20 protein-coding genes and 1 tRNA gene are annotated in these 21,209 nt (G+C 64.7%); 11 read left to right on the forward strand and 10 right to left on the reverse strand.

From position 1 onward, the window contains the following. Positions 1-96 precede the first annotated feature (96 nt). From ftsZ to lpxC, 3 genes are all read left to right on the forward strand, one after another. Positions 97-1,290 (forward strand): cell division protein FtsZ, encoded by a 1,194-nt coding sequence (gene ftsZ, locus FAZ69_RS06005; RefSeq protein ID WP_136893036.1) that lies wholly within the window; start codon positions 97-99, stop codon positions 1,288-1,290. Positions 1,291-1,583: 293 nt separating this feature from the next. After that, entirely contained in the window at positions 1,584-2,093 is a 510-nt protein-coding gene (locus tag FAZ69_RS06010; protein WP_136893037.1) for a peroxiredoxin, read from the forward strand. 237 nt (positions 2,094-2,330) lie between these two features. Then, positions 2,331-3,248, forward strand: coding sequence for a UDP-3-O-acyl-N-acetylglucosamine deacetylase (lpxC, locus tag FAZ69_RS06015; protein WP_136893038.1), 918 nt, complete (start codon positions 2,331-2,333; stop codon positions 3,246-3,248). Between the two features lie 76 nt (positions 3,249-3,324). Here the strand turns inward: lpxC and FAZ69_RS06020 are convergent, their stop codons facing one another. Beyond that, positions 3,325-3,810: a DciA family protein gene (locus tag FAZ69_RS06020; protein WP_136893039.1), complete on the reverse strand. Its 486-nt coding sequence runs from the start codon at positions 3,808-3,810 to the stop codon at positions 3,325-3,327. A 264-nt stretch (positions 3,811-4,074) separates the two neighbouring features. Between FAZ69_RS06020 and secA the strand changes: the two genes are divergently transcribed. The 4 genes from secA (at position 4,075) to FAZ69_RS06040 (ending at position 9,684) form a co-directional block, all read left to right on the forward strand. Further along, positions 4,075-6,882 (forward strand): preprotein translocase subunit SecA, encoded by a 2,808-nt coding sequence (secA, locus tag FAZ69_RS06025; RefSeq protein ID WP_136893040.1) that lies wholly within the window; start codon positions 4,075-4,077, stop codon positions 6,880-6,882. A gap of 205 nt (positions 6,883-7,087) precedes the next feature. Continuing rightward, positions 7,088-8,329: a bifunctional glutamate N-acetyltransferase/amino-acid acetyltransferase ArgJ gene (gene argJ, locus FAZ69_RS06030; RefSeq protein ID WP_136893041.1), complete on the forward strand. Its 1,242-nt coding sequence runs from the start codon at positions 7,088-7,090 to the stop codon at positions 8,327-8,329. A gap of 57 nt (positions 8,330-8,386) precedes the next feature. Next, positions 8,387-9,256, forward strand: coding sequence for an ATP-binding protein (locus tag FAZ69_RS06035; protein WP_136893042.1), 870 nt, complete (start codon positions 8,387-8,389; stop codon positions 9,254-9,256). After that, positions 9,253-9,684, forward strand: coding sequence for an NUDIX domain-containing protein (locus FAZ69_RS06040; protein WP_136893043.1), 432 nt, complete (start codon positions 9,253-9,255; stop codon positions 9,682-9,684). Before FAZ69_RS06035 ends, FAZ69_RS06040 begins: the two co-directional genes overlap by 4 nt. An 85-nt stretch (positions 9,685-9,769) precedes the next feature. Here FAZ69_RS06040 and FAZ69_RS06045 read toward each other — a convergent pair whose 3' ends face one another. The 9 genes from FAZ69_RS06045 to FAZ69_RS06085 form a co-directional block, all read right to left on the reverse strand. After that, on the reverse strand, positions 9,770-9,961 hold the full coding sequence (locus FAZ69_RS06045; RefSeq protein ID WP_136893044.1) for a DNA gyrase inhibitor YacG: 192 nt from the start codon (positions 9,959-9,961) through the stop codon (positions 9,770-9,772). Between the two features lie 22 nt (positions 9,962-9,983). Continuing rightward, positions 9,984-10,739: a cell division protein ZapD gene (gene zapD / locus FAZ69_RS06050; protein ID WP_136893045.1), complete on the reverse strand. Its 756-nt coding sequence runs from the start codon at positions 10,737-10,739 to the stop codon at positions 9,984-9,986. A gap of 165 nt (positions 10,740-10,904) precedes the next feature. After that, complete coding sequence (gene coaE / locus FAZ69_RS06055) at positions 10,905-11,516, reverse strand: dephospho-CoA kinase (RefSeq protein ID WP_136893046.1); 612 nt, start codon at positions 11,514-11,516, stop codon at positions 10,905-10,907. 39 nt (positions 11,517-11,555) lie between these two features. After that, positions 11,556-12,485: a prepilin peptidase gene (locus FAZ69_RS06060; RefSeq protein WP_136893047.1), complete on the reverse strand. Its 930-nt coding sequence runs from the start codon at positions 12,483-12,485 to the stop codon at positions 11,556-11,558. Positions 12,486-12,511: 26 nt separating this feature from the next. Then, complete coding sequence (locus FAZ69_RS06065; RefSeq protein WP_136893048.1) at positions 12,512-13,729, reverse strand: type II secretion system F family protein; 1,218 nt, start codon at positions 13,727-13,729, stop codon at positions 12,512-12,514. Positions 13,730-13,808: 79 nt separating this feature from the next. Further along, positions 13,809-15,182 (reverse strand): GspE/PulE family protein, encoded by a 1,374-nt coding sequence (locus tag FAZ69_RS06070; protein ID WP_439654750.1) that lies wholly within the window; start codon positions 15,180-15,182, stop codon positions 13,809-13,811. Between the two features lie 83 nt (positions 15,183-15,265). Next, positions 15,266-16,570, reverse strand: coding sequence for an HlyC/CorC family transporter (locus tag FAZ69_RS06075; RefSeq protein WP_169708571.1), 1,305 nt, complete (start codon positions 16,568-16,570; stop codon positions 15,266-15,268). Between the two features lie 168 nt (positions 16,571-16,738). Next, positions 16,739-16,815, reverse strand: a tRNA-Pro gene (locus tag FAZ69_RS06080). 30 nt (positions 16,816-16,845) lie between these two features. Beyond that, entirely contained in the window at positions 16,846-17,838 is a 993-nt protein-coding gene (locus FAZ69_RS06085) for a polyprenyl synthetase family protein (protein WP_136893051.1), read from the reverse strand. A 241-nt stretch (positions 17,839-18,079) separates the two neighbouring features. On the opposite strand from FAZ69_RS06085, the gene rplU reads away from it, so the two are divergent. From rplU to proB, 4 genes are all read left to right on the forward strand, one after another. Continuing rightward, complete coding sequence (rplU, locus tag FAZ69_RS06090; RefSeq protein ID WP_006025184.1) at positions 18,080-18,391, forward strand: 50S ribosomal protein L21; 312 nt, start codon at positions 18,080-18,082, stop codon at positions 18,389-18,391. A 24-nt stretch (positions 18,392-18,415) separates the two neighbouring features. Beyond that, the gene (gene rpmA / locus FAZ69_RS06095; RefSeq protein ID WP_136893052.1) at positions 18,416-18,679 is read left to right on the forward strand and encodes a 50S ribosomal protein L27; all 264 of its coding nucleotides are present in this window, start codon (positions 18,416-18,418) and stop codon (positions 18,677-18,679) included. A gap of 167 nt (positions 18,680-18,846) precedes the next feature. After that, positions 18,847-19,962, forward strand: a complete 1,116-nt coding sequence (cgtA, locus tag FAZ69_RS06100; RefSeq protein WP_136893053.1) for an Obg family GTPase CgtA — start codon at positions 18,847-18,849, stop codon at positions 19,960-19,962. A gap of 72 nt (positions 19,963-20,034) precedes the next feature. Next, positions 20,035-21,153 (forward strand): glutamate 5-kinase, encoded by a 1,119-nt coding sequence (proB, locus tag FAZ69_RS06105; protein WP_136893054.1) that lies wholly within the window; start codon positions 20,035-20,037, stop codon positions 21,151-21,153. Positions 21,154-21,209 lie beyond the last annotated feature (56 nt).

Below are 21,209 nucleotides of genomic sequence, written 5' to 3' on the forward strand. Positions count from 1 at the left end.
ATTCGCGCCGGTGCCGGCGGCTGGCGCGCGACAAGGGAGTGCCCGCTCCTTTGCCGAATAACGGCCGAGCAAGACTTTTTTCTTGACGGAGGCAACATGGAATTCCAGATGCTGGAAACGGAAACCAACGGCACCATCATCAAGGTGGTGGGCGTTGGCGGCGCTGGCGGCAATGCCGTGCAGCACATGATCAACCGAGGCGTGCAAGGCGTCGATTTCATCGTGATGAACACGGACGCCCAGGCGCTGTCGCGCTCGCGCGCGTCGAACGTGATTCAGCTCGGCAACACCGGTCTCGGCGCAGGCGCCAAGCCGGAAATGGGCCGCGCGGCAGCGGAAGAAGCGCGTGAGCGCATCGCCGACGCCCTGCTCGGCGCGCACATGGTGTTCATCACCGCGGGCATGGGCGGCGGCACCGGCACGGGTGCGGCGCCGGTCGTCGCGCAGATCGCGAAAGAGATGGGCATCCTGACCGTCGGCGTCGTCAGCAAGCCGTTCGAGTTCGAAGGCGGCAAGCGGATGCGCGTGGCGGAAGCAGGTTCGCAGCAACTGGAGGATCACGTCGACTCGCTGATCGTCGTTCTGAACGACAAGCTGTTCGAGGTGATGGGCGATGACGCCGAGATGGACAAGTGCTTCCAGTGCGCGGACGACGTTCTCAACAACGCGGTCGCAGGCATCGCTGAAATCATCAATGTCGACGGTCTCGTGAACGTGGACTTCGAAGACGTGAAGACGGTGATGGGCGAGCAGGGCAAGGCGATGATGGGCACGGCGACGGTGGCCGGCGTCGATCGCGCGCGTCTCGCTGCGGAACAGGCCGTGGCGAGCCCGCTGCTCGAAGGCGTCGACCTGTCGGGCGCGCGCGGCGTGCTGGTCAACATCACGTCGAGCCGTTCGCTGCGTCTGTCGGAAACGCGCGAAGTGATGAACACGATCAAGAGCTACGCGGCGGAAGACGCGACGGTGATCTTCGGCGCGGTGTACGACGATGCGATGGGCGATGCGCTGCGCGTGACGGTCGTCGCAACCGGCCTCGGCCGCGCGGCGAAGAAGCAGCAATCGGCGCCGATGACGCTCCTGCGCACCGGCACCGACAACCAGCCGATCAGCGCCGTGCAGCACAGCTACGCGCCGGCGAACGTGCACACCGCAGACTACGGTGCGCTCGACACGCCGGCTGTGTGGCGCAACTCGCGCGAAACGGCGGCATCGCACGTGCAGGCGCTGCAGGAAAAGGGCGTCGACACGTACGACATCCCGGCGTTCCTGCGCAAGCAGGCGGACTGAGCGCGCGAGGCTCGGGTCTTCGTCGCGGCGCGGCTTTCGAGCGCTGAGCAAAGCTCCGGGCGCGGCGCGCGGCAGGCAACGGCGAAAGAGGCCGCGTCCCGCGGGGACGGGCGGCCCGGACAGGTGCCCGCGGCGCAAACGCCCGGCGGGTAGCTGGACTGTCGCCGATAACCTGACGACGCCATAAGCGCAATGCGGGAAAACGCGCAATAATGCGCGGTTATGAGCAGCACGTTAACACGTGTGGCAACGAGCGAGCCGGTCGATGGCCGCATCGATGTGAAGGATCGAGCATGATTCAAGTGGGCGACAAGCTGCCTGACGCGACGCTCTTCGAGTTCGTCGAAGACGCTCGCGAGGGCTGCACCCTCGGGCCGAACGGCTTTGCGGTGCAGGCACTGACGGCGGGCAGGCGCGTGGTGATCTTCGGATTGCCGGGCGCGTTCACGCCGACGTGTTCGGCCAAGCACGTCCCGGGCTACGTCGAGCATGCCGAGCGCTTTTTTGCGGCCGGCATCGACGAAATCTGGTGCGTGTCCGTCAACGACGCATTCGTGATGGGCGCTTGGGGACGCGATCAGCACACCGCGGGCAAGGTGCGCATGATGGCGGACGGAAGCGCAGCTTTCACTCGGGCGCTCGGTCTGGAGCAGGATTTGTCGGCGCGCGGCATGGGAATCCGTTCCCAGCGCTACGCGATGGTGATCGACGACGGCGTGGTCAAGGCGCTGTTCGTCGAGGCGCCCGGCAAGTTCGAAGTCAGCGATGCGGCCAGCATCCTTGCCACGCTGAGCCCGTCATGAAGCCGCCGAGCGTTGCCGCAGGGCAACGCTTTGTCTGACTTTTATGACAGGCCGTAACACGGGCCGACACCGGAAATGCCTCCATTCCGGGCGTCGGCCCGCTCCGCATTCTTGCGCGGGTAATTCAGGGAAACAACTTGAAACGTCCATTGCGCACTGCAGCGGAGTGAATGGAGTATAATCCGAGCTATGGACTAAAAAATCCTGATTAGGATTTTCAATCGAACAGAACACACCATGCTGAAGCAACGCACCATCAAATCGATCGTCAAGACCGTTGGTATCGGCCTGCATTCGGGCCGCAAGGTCGACCTGACGCTTCGCCCCGCTCCCGAGAACACGGGCATCGTGTTCTCGCGCGTCGATTTGCCGGTTCCCGTCGACATTCCGGCATCGGCCATGTCGATCGGCGACACGCGTCTTGCTTCGGTGTTGCAGAAGGACGGCGCGCGAGTTTCGACGGTCGAGCACCTGATGTCGGCTTGCGCCGGCCTCGGCATCGATAACCTCTACGTCGACGTGACCGCCGAGGAAATCCCGATCATGGATGGCAGCGCGGCCTCGTTCGTGTTCCTGATCCAGTCGGCAGGCATCGAAGAGCAGAACGCACTGAAGAAGTTCATCAAGGTCAAGAAGCCGGTCGAAGTGCGCGACGGCGACAAGTTCGCGCGACTCGACCCGTATTTCGGTTTCAAGCTCAAGTTCACGATCGATTTCCGTCATCCGGCTGTCGACAAGACCGGCCAGGCGCTGGAAGTCGACTTCGCGCACACCTCGTATGTGCGCGACATCGCGCGCGCGCGCACGTTCGGCTTCGCGCACGAAGTCGAGATGATGCGCGAGCTGGGACTGGCGCGCGGCGGCAGCATGGACAACGCGATCGTGCTCGACGAGTACCGCATCCTGAACAACGACGGCCTGCGCTACGACGACGAGTTCGTGAAGCACAAGATGCTCGACGCCATTGGCGATTTGTACGTGGTCGGCCATCCGCTGCTGGCGTCGTACACGGCATACAAGTCGGGTCACGGCCTGAACAACGCGCTGCTGCGCGAGTTGCTGGCGAACGAGGATGCGTACGAGCTCGTCACGTTCGAAGACGTGAAGCACGCGCCGCGCGGCTTCGGTTATGAAGCGCAGACGGCGTTTGCCTGATTCCCGGGATGGCGCGTTGCCGGGCTGACCGGCGGCGCGGTTGAAGACGAAAAAATGAGCGGCCCGACAGGGCCGCTCATTTTTTTTCGCCGCGCGGCTTTTGATGTCGCGCCGCCATCTTCGCTAGCGCAGCCTGCAGCGGAGACGGTGCGAGAGTTTCGCTCAATTCGCGCAGCGCATCGGCGCCGGCCGGCGTCATGCGCGCTTGCTTGAGGGGCGGCGGCTCCTCGAGCGGCTTCGGCCGCACGCGCACTTTCAGCGTGTTGACGGCCCAGCCACGCTGCTGCAGGTCCGAAAGAAGGCTCGGCTCGAGATGGCGCAAGCGAGCAGCCAGCGCGTTGTGCGCGGCAAAAAGCGTCAATACGCCGTCCTTGATGAAGCCGGGCTCGACGCTCGTCGCCAAATAATCGGGGAGCATTTGAGCCAGATCACGCTCGAGAGCCGCAATCTGCTCGACGCCGGCGCGCAGCGCGGCAAACGCGTCGGTGCGGCTCAGGACCTCGGCGAGCGGCTGCGGCCGCGGCGGCCCGAACGGCCTTGAAAACGACGAAAAACGGCTCATTTCACACTCATGTCACCCAGTCGCGGCGGATGCGTGCGACGATGCGCGCATTGTACCGTGCATAGGGGCGGGCAAACCCGTGAGGCAAGCGTCCACGGGGGGCGGCGCGTATTTGGCTGTCTAGCCGGCGACACCGGCGGATGCAAGCTCGCGTGCTAAAATGCCCGATTCGAATTCACTCATGGAATAAGCCGCCGAGGCCCTCCGAACCCGGGCGCACCCGCTGTGCGAACCCGTCCGAAGCCGCGACGCACACCCGATCCGATGACCACCGGTTTTCTCCAAAAAATCTTTGGCAGCCGCAACCAGCGCCTCGTCAAGCAGTATCAAAAGACCGTCGGGGCGATCAACGCGCTCGAGACGCAGATCGAGCAGCTGACGGACGACCAATTGCGCGCGAAGACGGGGGAGTTCCGCCAGCGCGTCGCGAGCGGCGAATCGCTCGATAAACTGCTACCGGAGGCGTTCGCCGTCTGCCGCGAAGCGAGCCGGCGCGTGCTCAAGATGCGCCACTTCGATGTCCAGCTGATCGGTGGCATGGTGCTTCACTACGGCAAGATCGCCGAAATGCGCACCGGCGAGGGCAAGACGCTCGTCGCGACGCTCGCGGCGTACCTGAACGCGCTGTCGGGCCGCGGCGTGCACGTCGTGACCGTCAACGACTACCTCGCGCAGCGCGACGCCGAGTGGATGGGCAAGCTGTACAACTTTCTGGGCCTGTCGGTGGGCGTCAACCTGTCGCAGATGGACCACGGTACGAAGCAGGCGGCCTACGCGGCGGACATCACCTACGGCACGAACAACGAGTTCGGCTTCGATTACCTGCGCGACAACATGGTCTACGAGACCGACGCGCGCGTGCAGCGGCCGCTCAATTTCGCGGTCGTCGACGAAGTGGACTCGATCCTGATCGACGAAGCCCGTACGCCGCTGATCATCTCCGGCCAGGCTGAGGACCACACCGAGCTCTACGTGCGGATGAACGCGCTGCCGCCGCTGCTCGAGCGCCAGATCGGCGAGGAGAAGGCGGACGGCACCGGCGTCGAGAAGCCGGGCGACTATACGCTCGACGAAAAGGGGCGCCAGGTGTTCCTGACGGAATCGGGCCACGAGAAGGCCGAGCGCATGCTCGCTGAGTGGGGCCTGATCGGCGAGGGCGAAAGCCTCTACGCGCCGCAGAACATCACGCTGATGCATCACGTGTACGCCGCGCTGCGCGCGCACACGCTGTTCTTCCTCGACCAGCACTACGTCGTGCAGAACAACGAAGTCATCATCGTCGACGAATTCACGGGCCGCCTGATGGTCGGCCGCCGCTGGTCGGACGGCCTGCACCAGGCCGTCGAGGCGAAGGAGCACGTGAAGATCCAGAGCGAAAACCAGACGCTCGCCTCGATCACGTTCCAGAACTACTTCCGCATGTATTCGAAGCTTTCGGGCATGACCGGCACGGCCGATACCGAAGCGTACGAATTCAACGAGATCTACGGGCTCGAGACGGTCGTCATTCCGACCAACCGGCCGCCCAAGCGAATTGACAAGCAGGACCAGATCTATAAGACCGCCAAGGAACGCTACGACGCCGTGATTCGCGATATCCGCGAATGCTACGAGCGCGGCCAGCCTGTGCTCGTCGGCACGACGTCGATCGAGAACTCCGAGTTGCTGTCGAACCTGCTGACCAAGGCCGGCCTGCCGCACGAAGTGCTGAACGCAAAGCAGCACGCGCGCGAAGCGGCGATCGTCGCGGAAGCGGGCCGTCCGAAGCGTGTCACGATCGCGACCAACATGGCCGGCCGCGGCACCGACATCGTGCTCGGCGGCAATGCCGAGAAGCAGGCCGCGTTCATCGAAGCCGACGAAGCGATCCCCGCCGAGGAAAAGGTAAGCCGCGTCCAGAAGCTGCATGACGAATGGCAGACGCTGCACGACCAGGTGAAGGCGGCGGGCGGCCTGCACATCATCGGCACCGAGCGCCACGAGTCGCGTCGTATCGACAACCAGTTGCGCGGCCGTGCCGGCCGTCAGGGCGACCCGGGCTCGTCGCGCTTCTATCTGTCGCTCGAGGATCCGTTGCTGCGCATCTTCGCCGGCGACCGCGTGCGCGCGATCATGGACCGTCTGAAGATGCCGGAAGGCGAGGCGATCGAGGCGGGCATCGTCACGCGCTCGATCGAGTCCGCGCAGCGCAAGGTCGAGGCGCGCAACTTCGATATTCGCAAGCAATTGCTCGAATACGACGATGTGTCGAACGATCAGCGCAAGGTGATCTACCAGCAGCGTAATGAATTGCTAGAGGCGCACGATATCGCCGAGACGATCGGCGCGATGCGCCACGCCGTGGTCGCCGATGTGGTGCGCGAATTCATCCCGGCGGGCAGCATCGAGGAGCAGTGGCATGCACCGGAACTTGAGGAAGTGTTGCGCAACGACTGGCAGCTCGACCTCGCGATCCAGGAAATGATCAACGAGTCGCAGTCGATCGCCGCTGAGGAGATTCTCGAGGCCGTGACCTCCGCCGCCGACGAGAACTACGAAACGAAGGTTGCGCTCGTCGGCCGCGAATCGTTCAGCGCGTTCGAGCGCTCGATCATGCTGCAGACGCTCGACCGCTGCTGGCGCGAGCACCTCGCCGCGCTCGATCACTTGCGCCAGGGCATCCATCTGCGCGGCTATGCGCAGAAGAATCCGAAGCAGGAGTACAAGCGCGAGGCGTTCGAGTTGTTCGAGGCGCTGCTCAACGTGGTGAAGACGGAAGTCACGCGCATCGTCATGAACGTGCAGATCCAGTCGCCGGAGCAGCTGGAGCAGGCAGCCGAGCAACTCGAAGAGCAGGGCAGCCACCTTGAGAACGTCGAGTTCCGCCACGCCGAATTCGCCGAAGCCGCGGCCGGCGGCGCGGTGGCGGCCGACGCCGCCACCGAGATGGTCAGCCAGGCCATGAGCCACGGCGCGCATGCGCCGGCGGGCGCCGCGCCGTCCGCCGACGGCATGCCGAAGGTGGGCCGCAACGACCCGTGCCCATGCGGCAGCGGCAAGAAGTACAAGCAGTGCCACGGCAAGCTTGCGTAACAGCAAAAACGGCGCGCATAATGCGCGCCGTTTTGTTTGTGCACGAGCTTTTGCGCGAACGATCGATCGTGGATCGAGCGCGCAATCCGCGCCCGTGATTCCGTGGCGGTTCGGCCGTTTCGCGAGCCGCTAGCCTCGACCAATCGATGTCGGCTCTTTCTCCTTCGCCCTGAGCCGGCATTTCACTGTCCGATAGGTCCCGACCATGGCTGTCAATTTCCCCTCGATTGCCCCTGAGCAACTGCATCCCGTCGCCGGCGTCACGCTGGGTTGGGCCGAAGCGAATATCCGCAAGCCGAATCGCAAGGATGTCCTCGTGATTTCCGTCGACGAAGGCGCGGCGGTGGCGGGCGTATTCACGTCGAACCGCTTCTGCGCGGCCCCCGTCACGGTGTGCCGCGAGCATCTCGACCGCGTGCGCGTGGGCGGCAAGGGCATTCGCGCGCTCGTCGTGAACACCGGCAACGCGAATGCGGGCACCGGCGAGCCGGGGCTCGCGCACGCGCGCGAAACCTGCGAGGAGCTGGCGCGGCTCGCCGGCATCGCACCGGAGCAGGTGCTGCCGTTTTCGACGGGAGTGATTCTCGAGCCGCTGCCGATCGACCGCCTGAAGGCCGGCCTGCCCGCTGCGCTCGAGAATCGCAAGGCCGCGCATTGGTACGACGCGGCGCAAGCGATCATGACGACCGACACGCTGCCGAAAGCGGCATCGCGCCAAGTGACGATCGACGGCCACACGGTCACGCTGACCGGCATCAGCAAGGGCGCCGGGATGATCAAGCCGAACATGGCGACGATGCTCGGCTTCCTCGCATTCGACGCGGCCGTGTCGCAGCCGGTGCTCGATGCGCTCGTCAAGCACGTTGCCGATCGCTCGTTCAACTGCATCACGATCGACGGCGATACGTCGACCAACGATTCGTTCATCCTGATCGCATCGGGCAAGTCGAGCCTGCCGGCCGTGACCTCGACCGACAGCGCGGCCTACGCCGCGTTGCGCGACGCCGTGACCGAAGTTGCGCAAACGCTGGCTCAACTGATCGTGCGCGACGGCGAAGGCGCGACGAAGTTCATGACGGTGCAGGTCGAGGGCGGCTCGAGCGTCGCCGAATGCCGCCAGATCGCCTACGCGATCGGCCACTCGCCGCTCGTGAAGACGGCCTTCTACGCCTCGGACCCCAACCTCGGCCGCATTCTCGCGGCGATCGGCTATGCCGGCGTGACGGATCTTGACGTCGGCAAGATCGACCTTTATCTCGACGACGTGCTCGTCGCGAAGCAGGGTGGACGCAATCCCGACTACCGCGAGGAAGACGGCCAGCGCGTCATGAAGCAAAGCGAGATCATGATTCGCGTGCTGCTAGGCCGCGGCGATGCGCGAGCGACGATCTGGACTTGCGACTTGTCGCACGATTACGTGAGCATCAACGCCGATTACCGTTCCTGATCGATCGAGGGCGCCAAGCCTGCTTAGCCGAGCAGGCCGCCCCGGTCGCATGCAACCATGGACAAACTCGAACAATTCCTGACCCGCGCCGAAGCGTTGCTCGGCCGCCTCGAAGCCATGCTGCCGCCGGCTTCGCAGCAGATCGACTGGTCGGCGGCGGTCGCGTTTCGCTGGCGCAAGCGCCAAGGGCGCGGCTATCTGCAGCCGGTGCCGGCCATTTCGACGATCACCCTCGACGATCTGCGGAACATCGATCGCCAGAAGGCGCTGATCGAACAGAACACGCGCCAGTTCGTGCGCAAGCAGCCGGCGAACAATGTGCTGCTGACGGGCGCGCGCGGCACAGGCAAGTCATCGCTGATCAAGGCGTGCCTGAACGCGCACGCGGCCGACGGCCTGCGCCTCATCGAAGTCGACAAGGACGATCTGCACGATCTCGGCGACATCGTCGAGCTGATTTCGCAGCGTCCCGAGCGCTTCATCGTGTTCTGCGACGACCTCTCGTTCGAGGAAGGCGAATCGGGCTACAAGGCGCTGAAAGTCGCACTGGACGGTTCGGTCGCTGCGCAGTCGGACAACGTGGTGATCTACGCGACATCGAACCGCCGCCACCTGCTGCCCGAGTACATGAGCGACAACGAGACCTACAAGCACACGGCCGATGGCGAGATCCATCCGGGCGAGGTCGTGGAGGAGAAGATCTCGCTGTCCGAGCGCTTCGGGTTGTGGGTCAGCTTCTACCCGTTCAAACAGGACGACTATCTGGGGATCGTCGCGCACTGGTTGCGCCATTTCGGCTGTGACGACGCCGAGATCGAAAGCGCGCGCGGCGATGCGCTCGTTTGGGCGCTGGAGCGCGGATCGCGCTCGGGCCGCGTCGCGTGGCAGTTTGCGCGCGATTGGTCGGGCCGGAAGGCGCAGGCATGACGGCCGCCGCGAAGACTCCGGAAGGCGCCGCCGCGCCGTCGCGGCCCGTGACGGAAGTCGCCGTCGGCGTGCTCGTGCAGCCGGATGGCCGCTACTTGCTCGCGCAACGGCCGGCGGGCAAACCGTACGAAGGTTACTGGGAGTTTCCGGGCGGCAAGCTCGAGCCGGGCGAAACCGTCGAGGCGGCGCTTGCACGCGAACTGCACGAGGAGCTTGGCATCGTCGTCACCGCATGCCATCGCTGGCACACGCTCGAGCACGACTACCCGCATGCCTACGTCCGGCTTTACTTCTGCAAGGTGACGGGCTGGACCGGCGAGCCGCACGGCCGCGAAGGACAGGCGTTCAGCTGGGAACGGCTGCCGGCTGCGGTCGAACCGCTATTGCCGGCGACGATTCCGGTTCTGGAGTGGCTGGCGGCCGATTGATCCGGTGCTTCCCCGGCACTCTCGCGCCGAATGCGAAACGCCGTCGGCGTTTCGCATTCGGAAGCGCAGACACCAGCGTGCCGGGTTAGTTGAGATCGCCGCGCGAATCGTCTTCCGAGGGCGGCTCCTCGTCGGTGCCGCCGATCTTGTACTTCTCATTGGCCCATGCGCCAAGATCGATCTGTTTGCATCGTTCCGAGCAGAACGGGCGAAAGCGGTTTTCCGGCACCCAGCGGACCGGCTTGCCGCAAGTCGGGCATTTGACGACGGTAGTCATACGTTAAGGCGTTTTCTGGCAATCACAGGCTGCAGAGCGTGAGCTGGAACGGCACGTCGACATCGACCGCGCGCGGCCGCAAGCTGCCGTCCTGCACCGTAAAGCGAACCCAGAGCATGTACTTGTTGGCGCTCGCCTCGGGGATCATCCGCAACTCCGGCTGCACGCGCACCTGCATCAATTGATACGTGCGGCCGGACAGCATCTGCTGATAGCTGCCCTGCATCGCCATCACTTTCGATGCCTGGCCCGATTCGCGCGCGAGGCGCAGCACGATCGTCGCGGCGTCGCGCAGCGGCAGGAGCGGCATGATCCACTTGGCGATGTCTTCGCGGCGCTGATCGGGGTGAAGTTGCTGCCACGCGTAGTAAGACGGCAAGTCGAATTTGCAGGTGCCGCCGGGGATGATCGCGCGGCTGCGGATGCTCGCGAGCCATTCGTTGTCGGCCAGATGCTGGCCGGTCTTGCCTTGCATCTGCGCAAGGCCTGCAAGCGTCTGCTCGATTTCACCCAGCACTGCTTCGAGTGCGTTTTGTTCGATGCCAGGATTGCCGCGGAACGGCGCAAGCGTTTGCCGCTGACGCTCGAGCTCCTTCATCAGATCCGATTTCAGATCCGCGCGGCCTGTGACTTCGGCAATTTCAAACAGCGTGGTGAGCGCGACGTGATGTTCCCGAGCATCGTCTTGAGTCAGGAAGAACGTAAAGCGCTCGAACAGATCTTCGAGGCGCAGCAGGGTGCGGATTCGTTCGTTGAACGGATACTCGTAAAGGATCAAGCGCGCTCGCCCCTGGCGTTGTAGGTGAAGGAATTGCAGGACATTCTAATGCTGCATGATTGCCCCCGCAATCATGCGCTTTTTTGGCACTTTGCCGACGGTTTCCGAATTGCAGGGGGGGCCTCAAGCGTTGCGAGCAAGCTCGGCGGCCGGGTTCGATAAATGCTACGCAGACGGGCCGCCGGCAAGCGAGAGGTACTGGCGGTGCAGGCGTTCCACCTGCACCGGGAGTTCGTCGAGGCCGGCATCTTCGTTGACGATGACGTCGTCGGCGGCGGCAAGACGCGCTTCTCGCGTGGCTTGCTTGTCGATGATCGCGAGCGCCTGTTCGCGGGAAAACGCGTTGCGGCGCATGACGCGTGCGATCTGCGTGTCGACGCTGCAATCGACTGCCAGCACCCGGTCGACACGTGCTTTCCAGGTGCCCGATTCCACGAGCAGCGGCACGACGACGATCAGATAGGGCCCTGTCGCCGCGTTGCGTTCGCGCTCGGTTTCGGCGCGAATCAGCGGATGCGTGATCGCTTCGAGCCGCGCTCTCGCGGTGTTGTCACTGAATACGAGCGCGCGCATCCTGGCTCGATCCAGCGATCCGTCCGCGGCGACGAAATCGGCGCCGAACTCCTTTGCGATCAGCGGCATCGCGACACCGTTCGGCGCGGTGATGCGGTGCGCGATGAAATCCGTATCGACGATCGGCACGCCGTACGCCGCGAAGAAGTCCGCGACGGTCGACTTGCCGCTGCCGATGCCGCCGGTCAGTCCTACAGCAAACATCGCCTATGCCTCCTCAAAGCAAGTGAGCCTGGGGGTAATTCATGAGCCTCCAAATACCTGGTAGAACGGGGTGCCGAGAAAGAGCGTCGCCGCGCCCCCCGCGGCGAGGAACGGCCCGAACGGCAATGGTTCCTCGAAGCGCATGCGCCCGGTCAGCGTCGCCGCGATCCCGACGACAGCGCCTGCCACGGCGGCAACCAGCACGACTTGCGGCAGCGCAGCCCAGCCGAGCCATGCGCCGATCGCCGCGAGCAGCTTGAAGTCGCCGTAGCCCATGCCTTCGACGCCGCGCACGAGCCTGAACAGCCAATAGACGCACCACAGGAAAAGATACCCGGCGATCGCGCCGATGACTGCGGACCGCAGGCTCGCGAACGTATCGCCGAAGTTGACGATAAGCCCTGCCCACAGCAGGGGCAGCGTCAGAGAATCGGGCAGCAGGCGGGTGTCGATGTCGATCGCGCTCATCGCCAGCAGCGTGGCGCACAGGCCGAATGCGGCGAGCGCGCCGAACGATGGCCCGAACGACCACAAGGAGAGCGCCGCGAGCGCCGCGCTGGCAAGCTCGATCAGCGGATAGCGGAGGCTGACCGGCGCCTTGCAGTGCGAGCATCGGCCGCGCAACAGCAGATAGCTGACGACGGGGATGTTTTCCCACGCGCGCAGCACATGGCCGCAGTGCGGGCACGCGCTGCGCGGCACGTACAGGTTGTAGCGCTCGGGCAGGCCGTCGTCGGCAGCGGGAATGCCGGTCGTGTCACTGACTTCGGCGCGCCATGCGCGGTCGAGCATGATCGGCAGGCGGTGCGCCACGACGTTCAGGAAGCTGCCGATCACGAGACCGAGCGCAATGGCGAACGCGAACTGCACGCCGGTCGGCAGCGCGCCGAAGGCGGCGGCGAGGCCGGCCGAATGGCGGGCGAGCGGATCGCTGAGTGAGAGATCGAACACAGGCTGGGTACCGTTCATGACTGAAGGTTGGATTCGGCTGGATGCTACACCACGTTGCCGAGTTGAATAATGGGGAGATAGAGCGCGATCACGAGCGCCCCGACCAGCGCGCCGAGAACGATGACGATCAGCGGCTCGCATAGGCTCGCCAGCAGGCCGATTTTTTCGTCTACCTGACGATCGGCGAGTGTGGCGACATCGAGCAGCATTGCGTCGAGCGCTCCCGACTCTTCGGCGACGGCGATCGGCTGGACGACTTGCGGCGGGAAGCAGTGCGACGCGCGCATGGCTGCCGCGAGGCGCTCGCCGCGACGCAAGCGCCTCGCGATATCGACGGTCGCTCGGTCGAACACCGCGTTGCCCGTGGCATGCGTGAGCGAATCGAAGGCGTCGGCCAGCGGCGTGCCGGCGGCGAGCAACGTGCCAAGCGCACGGCTCCAGCGGGCGGCGGCGAGCGTGGCGAGCAACGGCCCGACCACGGGCAGCCGCAGCGTCATGCGATCGAATGCGGCGCGGGCGGATGCCGAGCGGCGCAATGCGTTGGCGGTCGCGGAGCCGATGGCGGCGGCGATGGCGAGCACGGGGCCGCACCAGCGCGCAGCCGCGTCGGAGAGCGCGAGTACCAGTTGCGTCGGCGCGGGCAGCTGGGCGCCGAAACCGTCGAAGATCTGCTTGAACGTCGGCACCACCCAGACGAGTAGCGAGGCGGTGATGGCGAAGGCGAGCAGCAGCACCGCGACGGGATAGGTCAGCGCGGCGCGCACTTTCGCACGCTGGGCGGCGGCGCGTTCGCGGTCGTCGGCGACGCGCGCCAGCACCGAGGCGAGCGCGCCGGATGCCTCGCCTACCGCGACGAGCTGGCAATAGAGGGCGTCGAACTGCGCTGGATAGCGGCCGAGCGCAGCGGAAAATCCCGTGCCGGAGACGATCTGACGGGCGATGCCGCCGACGATGCGCGGCATGCCGCTGCGGCCGGGCGTCTGCGAGATCAGGTCGAGCGCCGGGGCGAGCGGCAGGCCTGCCCTGAGGAGGCTCGCGAGTTGCCGCGTAAAGGACGTGACCTCGCTCGCTCTTGCCTTCGGCTTGGCGGCCGTTCCGCGCGCCTCGATTTCGATGACCGTGATGCGATCGCGCTTGAGCATCGTACGGGCGGTCGCGGCATCGGGCGCGACGATGACGCCACGCTTGCGGGTGCCGTCTGCCTCGACGCCTTGCCAGGCAAAGCGCAACTCTGAGGTGGCTGGCGGTGCCGGGGTGCTCATGATGCCTGCCGCCGGGTCGCCCCGAGGCAGGCAGCCGCCCCCTTGGGGGACCGCGAACGATAGAGAGCGTGGGGGCCGTTCATGACGCCTCCGTCGCGCTGAATGCTTCGGCGAGACTGGTCGTGCCATCGCGCACGCGGGCGAGCGCCGCCTCGCGCAAAGTCAGGACGCCGTCGGTCCGAGCTTGCCGTGCAATCGCATGCGCGCTCGCGCGGGCGACGATCAATTCGCGCATTGCATCGGAGACGGGCATCACCTGATGCACGCCGACCCGGCCGCGATATCCGATGCCGTGGCATGCGGCGCAGCCTGTCGCGGCGAAGGGCGTCCAGCCGGTCAGGGCGTCGCCGGCAAAACCGGCCGCGCGCAGCGCCGATGGGGATTCCGCCGCCGGCCTTCGACAATTCGCGCACAAGCGTCGCACGAGCCGTTGTGCGGTCACCATCCGCAATGCAGCCGCCAGATTGTATGGCGCGACGCCGATATCGATCAGGCGCGTGATCGCGGCCGGCGCGTCGTTCGTATGCAGCGTCGAGAGTACGAGATGGCCGGTCTGGGCCGCCTTGAGCGCGACGTCGGCTGTCTCTTCGTCACGGATCTCGCCGACCATGATGACGTCCGGATCCTGCCGCAAGAATGCTCGCAGGGCGACGGCAAACGTGAGTCCGGCCTTTTCGCGCACGCCGACCTGGTTGATGCCGGCGAGCTGGATCTCGGCGGGATCTTCGACCGAGCACACGTTGCGCGACTCGCTGTTGAGCATCTGCAGGAAACAGTACAGCGATAGCGTTTTGCCGCTGCCGGTCGGTCCCGTCACGAGCACGAGGCCGTGCGGCGAGCGGATGGCAGCGTCGACGAGCGCAGCTTGCTTCGTATCGAGGAGTCCCAGTGAATCGAGCGAAAGATCCGGGGGGAGCGCATCGAGGCGGCGCAACACGAGTTTCTCGCCGAACAGGGTTGGCAACGAGTTCACGCGATAGTCCTCGACTTTGCCGGGCGTGACCGCGAGACGCAGGCGTCCGTCCTGGGGCACCCGGCGCTCGGCGATGTCGAGCCGGGCCAGCACTTTGATGCGCGTGACGAACGCATCGCGCAAATGGGCCGGCGGCCGCGCGACTTCATGCAGGACGCCGTCGATTCGCAAGCGGATGCGCCAGCCGTGCTCGGCAGGCTCGACGTGCAAGTCCGATGCGTTGCGTTGCGACGCGTCTTGCAGCAACTCGGCGAGGAGGCGCACTGCGGGCGCGTCGTCGGCGCTGTTCAATCGAGACGATGGTTCCCCTGCGTGTGTCGACGCGAAAGCGCCGGGGGCGGCGCGTAAGGCGGGCGCGAAATCAGGCGCCCCTTCCGTCGCGGGGGGCGGAATCGCAACGGGTTTTCGCTGCGGCGACGGCTCGGTATGCTCGCCGGCGCCTGCTGCACGAGACCGCGCAGCGTCGAGGATGGAGGACATGGGATGCCGGCAACGCGCCGCCTGTAGAACACGATGAACCCATCGTCGCGCGAGCGGCGCCGGGCCGGCAGTCGGCCGATCGGCTAATCGAGCGCCGATCTGGCGGGCTTGGCCGAACCCGAAGCCTTCGGCTTGAAGATCTTGACGGTGCGAATCGCCTGATCGTCGCTGCGCAGCACTTCGATCCGCACGCCGGCAATTTGTACGCAGACGTCGCCCTCGGGAATCTCCTCGAGGGCCTCGAGAATCAAGCCGTTCATCGTCTTGGGCCCGTCGGTCGGCAGGCTCAGCTTCAGCCAGCGGTTCAGCTCGCGCAGCGGCATGCTGCCCGCGACGATGCATTCGCCGTCTTCGTCCCAGCCGCTCCTCGAGCCGGCGCTACGCGGAATCGACGTCGTGAACTCGCCGATCAACTCCTCGATGATGTCTTCGGGTGTGACGAGCCCTTGCAGCTCGCCGTATTCGTTGACGACGAGCGCCGTGCGCTGCCGGCTTTCCTGGAAGTACTGAAGCTGCTGAAACACTGGCGTGCCCGACGGCACGAAATAGGGCTCGGCGAGCAGCTCGCGCAGGGTTTCCCGCTCGAGCTCCTGGTTGTGCAGCGCGGCCAGTGTCTTGCGCACATGGAGCACGCCGAGCACGCGGTCGATGTCGCCCTGATAGACGATCAGCTTGTTGTGATAGCAGGTTTCGAGCTGATGCAGGATCTCTTCGAGCGGCGCTTCGAAGTCGAGCGCTTCGATCCGGCGGCGCGGGATCATCACGTCGTCGACGGAAATGTTCTCGAGGTCGAACAGGTTCAGGAGGATGCTGCGGTGCTTGGTCGGCATGAAGCTGCCGGATTCGAGGACGATCGTGCGCAGTTCCTCGGTGGACAGCCGCTGGTCGCGGCCTGCCTTCGTATTGATGTGCAGCACGCTCAGGATCGCGTTCGCGAACAGGTTCACGAACCAGACAAACGGCTTCAGGACGCGCATCAACGGCGCAATGATCAGGCTCGCCGGCAGCGCGATTTTTTCCGGGTAGGTCGCGCCGACGATCTTCGGCGTGATTTCCGCAAACACGATGATCAGGAACGCGACGATGCCGGTCGCGATCGACAGCACCAGGCTGTTGTGCCCGAAGGTGTGAAGAGCGATCGACGTCGTCAGCACCGGGATGATCGTGTTGAGCAGGTTATTGCCGATCAGGATCACGCCGAGCAACTGGTCGGTGCGGGAAAGGAGGCTTTGGGTCGTTTTCGCGCCGAGCGCGCCTTTGTTGGTCAGGTGCTTCAGGCGGTGGCGGTTGAGCGCCATCATCGCCGTCTCGGAGATCGAAAAGAAGCTGGAGCAGAAAAGCAGGACGAAGATGGCGCCAACCTGCGCCCATATCGGGATTTGTTCCACGCGGTGTCGAAGGAGAAGGGGATGGCGAGAATATAGCAGAGCGGGCTGGCACGCCGAATTGGCCGAATGGGCGACTCGCCGTGCTGCCGCACGAGACCGCGGCAACAACGGAGTGCGCCGGCTGGACGAAAAAAAACCGCGCAACACGTGCGCGGTTTTTCAAAAATCTGGTCGGGGTGAGAGGATTCGAACCTCCGGCCTCTACGTCCCGAACGTAGCGCTCTACCAGGCTAAGCTACACCCCGATCTGGACTCTGACGACTATTTAGTCCCGATTAGGACTGCCTTGTCGTCGAGTAAGAACATAATTCTAGCAGGCTTTCTTTGTAAATGGAATCGGGAAACGAAGAAATCGCTGCTGCGGCTGCCTGGGCTTCCTGCCGGGCACACTGAAGCGTGTGATCGAGGGCGCCCGAACGCGTGATCGCCTCGAAAATCGTATCGAAACGGTCCGTGCCGCCTTGTTCGATGGCTTCGCGCGCCAGCGCCGACTGCTCGGGCGTGCCGCGTTCGATCAAATAGATGAGCGGCAGGGTCGGCTTGCCTTCGCGCAGGTCGTCGCCGGCGTTCTTACCCATCGACTCCGCCGTGCCGGTGTAATCGAGCCAGTCGTCCATGATCTGGAACGCCGTGCCGATGCGGCGGCCGAACTCGGCCGCGGCGGCTTCGGCTGTCGCATCCACGCCTGCGAGCACCGCGCCCAGCTGCGCCGCGGCTTCGAACAGCTTTGCGGTCTTGTAGCGGATGACCTGCATGTAGCGCGCTTCGTCGACGTCGGCATCGTGCATGTTGAGCAGCTGCAGCACTTCGCCTTCGGAAATGATGTTGGTCGCTTCCGCGAGGATCTCCATCACGCGCATCTTGCCGGTGCCCACCATCATCTGGAACGAGCGCGAATACAGGAAATCGCCGACCAGCACGCTCGCCGCATTGCCGAACAGCGCGTTTGCCGTCTGGCGTCCGCGCCGCAGGTCCGATTCGTCGACGACGTCGTCGTGCAGCAGCGTGGCGGTATGGATGAATTCGACGACGGCGGCGAGCTCATGCCGGTGGCTCGTCGTGTCGCCGAGCGCGCGGGCGATCAGCAGCAGCAGCGCCGGGCGCAGCCGCTTGCCGCCGGCACCGATGATGTATTCCGAGATCTGGTTGATCAGCATCACCTCGGAGGCCAAACGGTGCCGGATCACCCGGTTCACCTGCTCCATGTCTTGGGCGATCGGAGCGAGCAGGGTGGCGGCGCTGGGGGAGGAGGTGGCGGTCGACGACATGATGAAAAAAATGGGTAGTGCGGCGGATTATAAGGCGAATCGCCCGAGCGCCGTGAGATGGCGGCTGAGGCCGGAGCCTGTTCCGGGTCGATTGGCCGGACCGTCCGTGTCATCCGTCCCGCCGATGTCGCCGCGCCGGGCGAATCCGCAGAAGGCTTTGACCGCGAAGCTAACTCTATGTATAATCACGCGTTTCCGCGCGCGGTGCGTCGGAAAGAATGAACACAGAGTGAGGTTCTCAATGTACGCGGTCATAAAAACCGGCGGCAAGCAGTACAAGGTTGCCGTTGGCGAAAAACTCAAAGTAGAACAGATACCGGCAGACATTGACGCTGAAATCACGCTCGACCAGGTTCTCGCAGTAGGCGAAGGCGAATCGATTAAGTTCGGTACGCCGCTGGTGAGTGGGGCTTCCGTCAAGGCTACCGTTGTCTCGCACGGTCGTCATGCCAAAGTGACCATCTTCAAGATGCGTCGCCGGAAGCACTACCAGAAGCACGGCGGCCACCGCCAGAACTACACCGAACTGCGCATCGACGCGATCAACGCGTAAGCGCACCGGTCAAGGAGCAATCAGATGGCACACAAAAAAGCAGGCGGGTCTTCCCGCAACGGCCGCGACTCCGAGTCGAAACGCCTCGGCGTCAAGGTTTACGGCGGCCAGGCGATCAACGCGGGTGGCATCATCGTGCGTCAGCGCGGCACGCGCATGCACCCGGGCGACAATGTCGGCATCGGCAAGGACCACACGCTGTTCGCCCTGACGGACGGCCACGTGCAGTTCACGACGAAAGGCGCCGCCAAGAAGCACATGGTCAATGTGATTCCGGCTGCGGTCTGAGCTTAATCAGACACGGCGGAACCGACCGAAAAAAGGCCCCGCGTAACGTGCGGGGCCTTTTTTTATTGGCGTGCCTGCGGGCATTGGCTGTTCGGCCGATTGGTCAACGCTCGCGGCAAGCGGCAAAATAGCGAATACAGAGCAATAAGCATGGGACGGAGCAACGCATGAAGTTCATTGACGAAGCGAGGATCGAAGTCATCGCCGGTGACGGGGGCGATGGCAGCGCGTCGATGCGCCGCGAGAAGTTCGTCCCGTTCGGTGGTCCGGACGGCGGAGACGGCGGGCGCGGCGGCAGCGTCTATGCGGTCGCCGACCGCAACATCAACACGCTGATCGACTACAGGTACGCGAAGAAGCACCAGGCGCGCAACGGCGAAAACGGCCGCGGCTCGGATTGCTATGGCAAGGGCGGCGACGATATCACGCTGCGCATGCCGGTCGGCACGGTCATCACCGATATGGATACCGGCGAGCTGATCGCCGATCTGACTGAGCATGAACAATCGGTCCAGGTCGCGAAGGGCGGCGCAGGCGGCCTTGGCAACCTGCATTTCAAGTCGAGCACGAACCGTGCGCCGCGCCAGAAGACCGAGGGCAAGCCAGGCGAGCGCCGGATGCTGCGCCTCGAGCTGAAGGTGCTGGCCGATGTGGGCTTGCTCGGCATGCCGAACGCGGGCAAGTCGACGTTCATCTCATCGGTGTCGAACGCCAAGCCGAAGATTGCCGACTATCCATTCACGACGCTTGCGCCGAATCTCGGCGTCGTGCGCGTCGGGCCGAGCAAGAGCTTCGTCATCGCAGACATCCCCGGCTTGATCGAGGGCGCGGCGGAAGGCGCCGGGCTTGGCCACCAGTTCCTGCGCCATTTGCAGCGCACCGGCGTGCTACTGCATTTGGTCGACCTCGCGCCGTTCGACGAGAACGTCGACCCGGTCGCGGAAGCCAAGGCGATCGTCAACGAACTGCGCAAGTACGACGAGACGTTGTACGAAAAAACGCGCTGGCTCGTGCTGAACAAGCTCGACATGGTGCCGGAGGACGAACGCGAAGCGCGCGTCGCCGATTTTCTCAAGCGCTTCGAGTGGGGCGGCCCGGTGTTCGAGATCTCCGCGCTGACCGGCCAGGGTTGCGAAAACCTCTGCTACGCGGTGTACGACTATCTCGCCGCGCACTCGGATGCCCACCGCGCAGCGCACGAAGAGGACCTCGCCGCCGATGTCCGCTTTCGCGACGAGGCGCAGCCCGGCACCGAGAGCGGCGCCGCCGTACCGAACGATTGAATTCGACTCATCCGTCATGTGCCCGCCGCGTTGCGCGGCGGACCATCGCGCCATCAACGGAGACCGCGCACGATGCGTTCAGTCATCGCCGATTCGAAACGCTTGGTAGTGAAAGTAGGGTCCAGTCTCGTGACGAACGACGGGCGCGGGCTCGATCACGAGGCCATCGGCCGCTGGGCTGAGCAGATCGCGCAGTTGCGCGCGCAAGGCAAGGAAGTGGTGCTCGTCAGCTCGGGCGCGATTGCGGAAGGGATGCAGCGTCTGGGCTGGACCAAGCGCCCGCGTGAAATCGACGAGTTGCAAGCCGCCGCCGCCGTCGGCCAGATGGGGCTTGCCCAGGTCTACGAGAGCCGCTTCTTCGAGCATTCGATCCGCACCGCGCAGATCCTGCTCACGCACGCCGATCTGGCCGACCGCGAGCGCTATCTGAACGCGCGCTCGACGCTGCTGACGCTGCTGCGCCTGGGCGTCGTGCCGATCATCAACGAGAACGACACCGTCGTCACCGACGAAATCAAGTTCGGCGATAACGACACGCTCGGTGCTCTCGTGGCGAACCTGATCGAAGGCGACGCACTGATCATCCTCACTGACCAGCGAGGCCTCTACACCGCCGATCCGCGTAAGGACCCGAGCGCGACGCTCGTCGAGCAGGCCGACGCGGGCTCGCCGGAGCTGGAGGCGATGGCCGGCGGCGCCGGGTCGAGTATCGGCCGGGGCGGAATGCTGACGAAGATCCTCGCGGCGAAGCGCGCCGCACACAGCGGTGCGAATACCGTGATTGCGAGCGGCCGCGAACCCGAGGTGCTGGCCCGCCTGGCCGCGGGCGAGGCGATCGGCACGCAATTGATCGCGCGTACGGCGCGCATGGCTGCCCGCAAGCAATGGATGGCCGATCATCTGCAGGTGCGCGGGCATGTCGTGATCGACGATGGGGCCGTCGACAAGCTCACCGTCGGCGGCAAAAGCTTGCTGCCGATCGGGGTCGTCGAGGTGCAGGGCGCGTTTGCGCGCGGCGAAGTCATTGCCTGCTTGAACGGCGACGGGCGTGAAGTCGCGCGCGGACTTACGAATTACAGCAGCGCCGAGGCGAAGCTGATTCATCGCAAGCCGAGCACCGAGATCGAGACGGTTCTCGGCTATATGCTCGAGCCCGAGTTGATCCATCGCGACAATCTCGTGCTCGTCTGAATCGAGAACCTGCTTAGGATGTGCGTAGAAAAGCCCGCGATTGCCGCGGGCTTTTT

Source organism: Trinickia terrae (genome assembly GCF_005144415.1).
Lineage (GTDB): Bacteria > Pseudomonadota > Gammaproteobacteria > Burkholderiales > Burkholderiaceae > Trinickia_A > Trinickia_A terrae.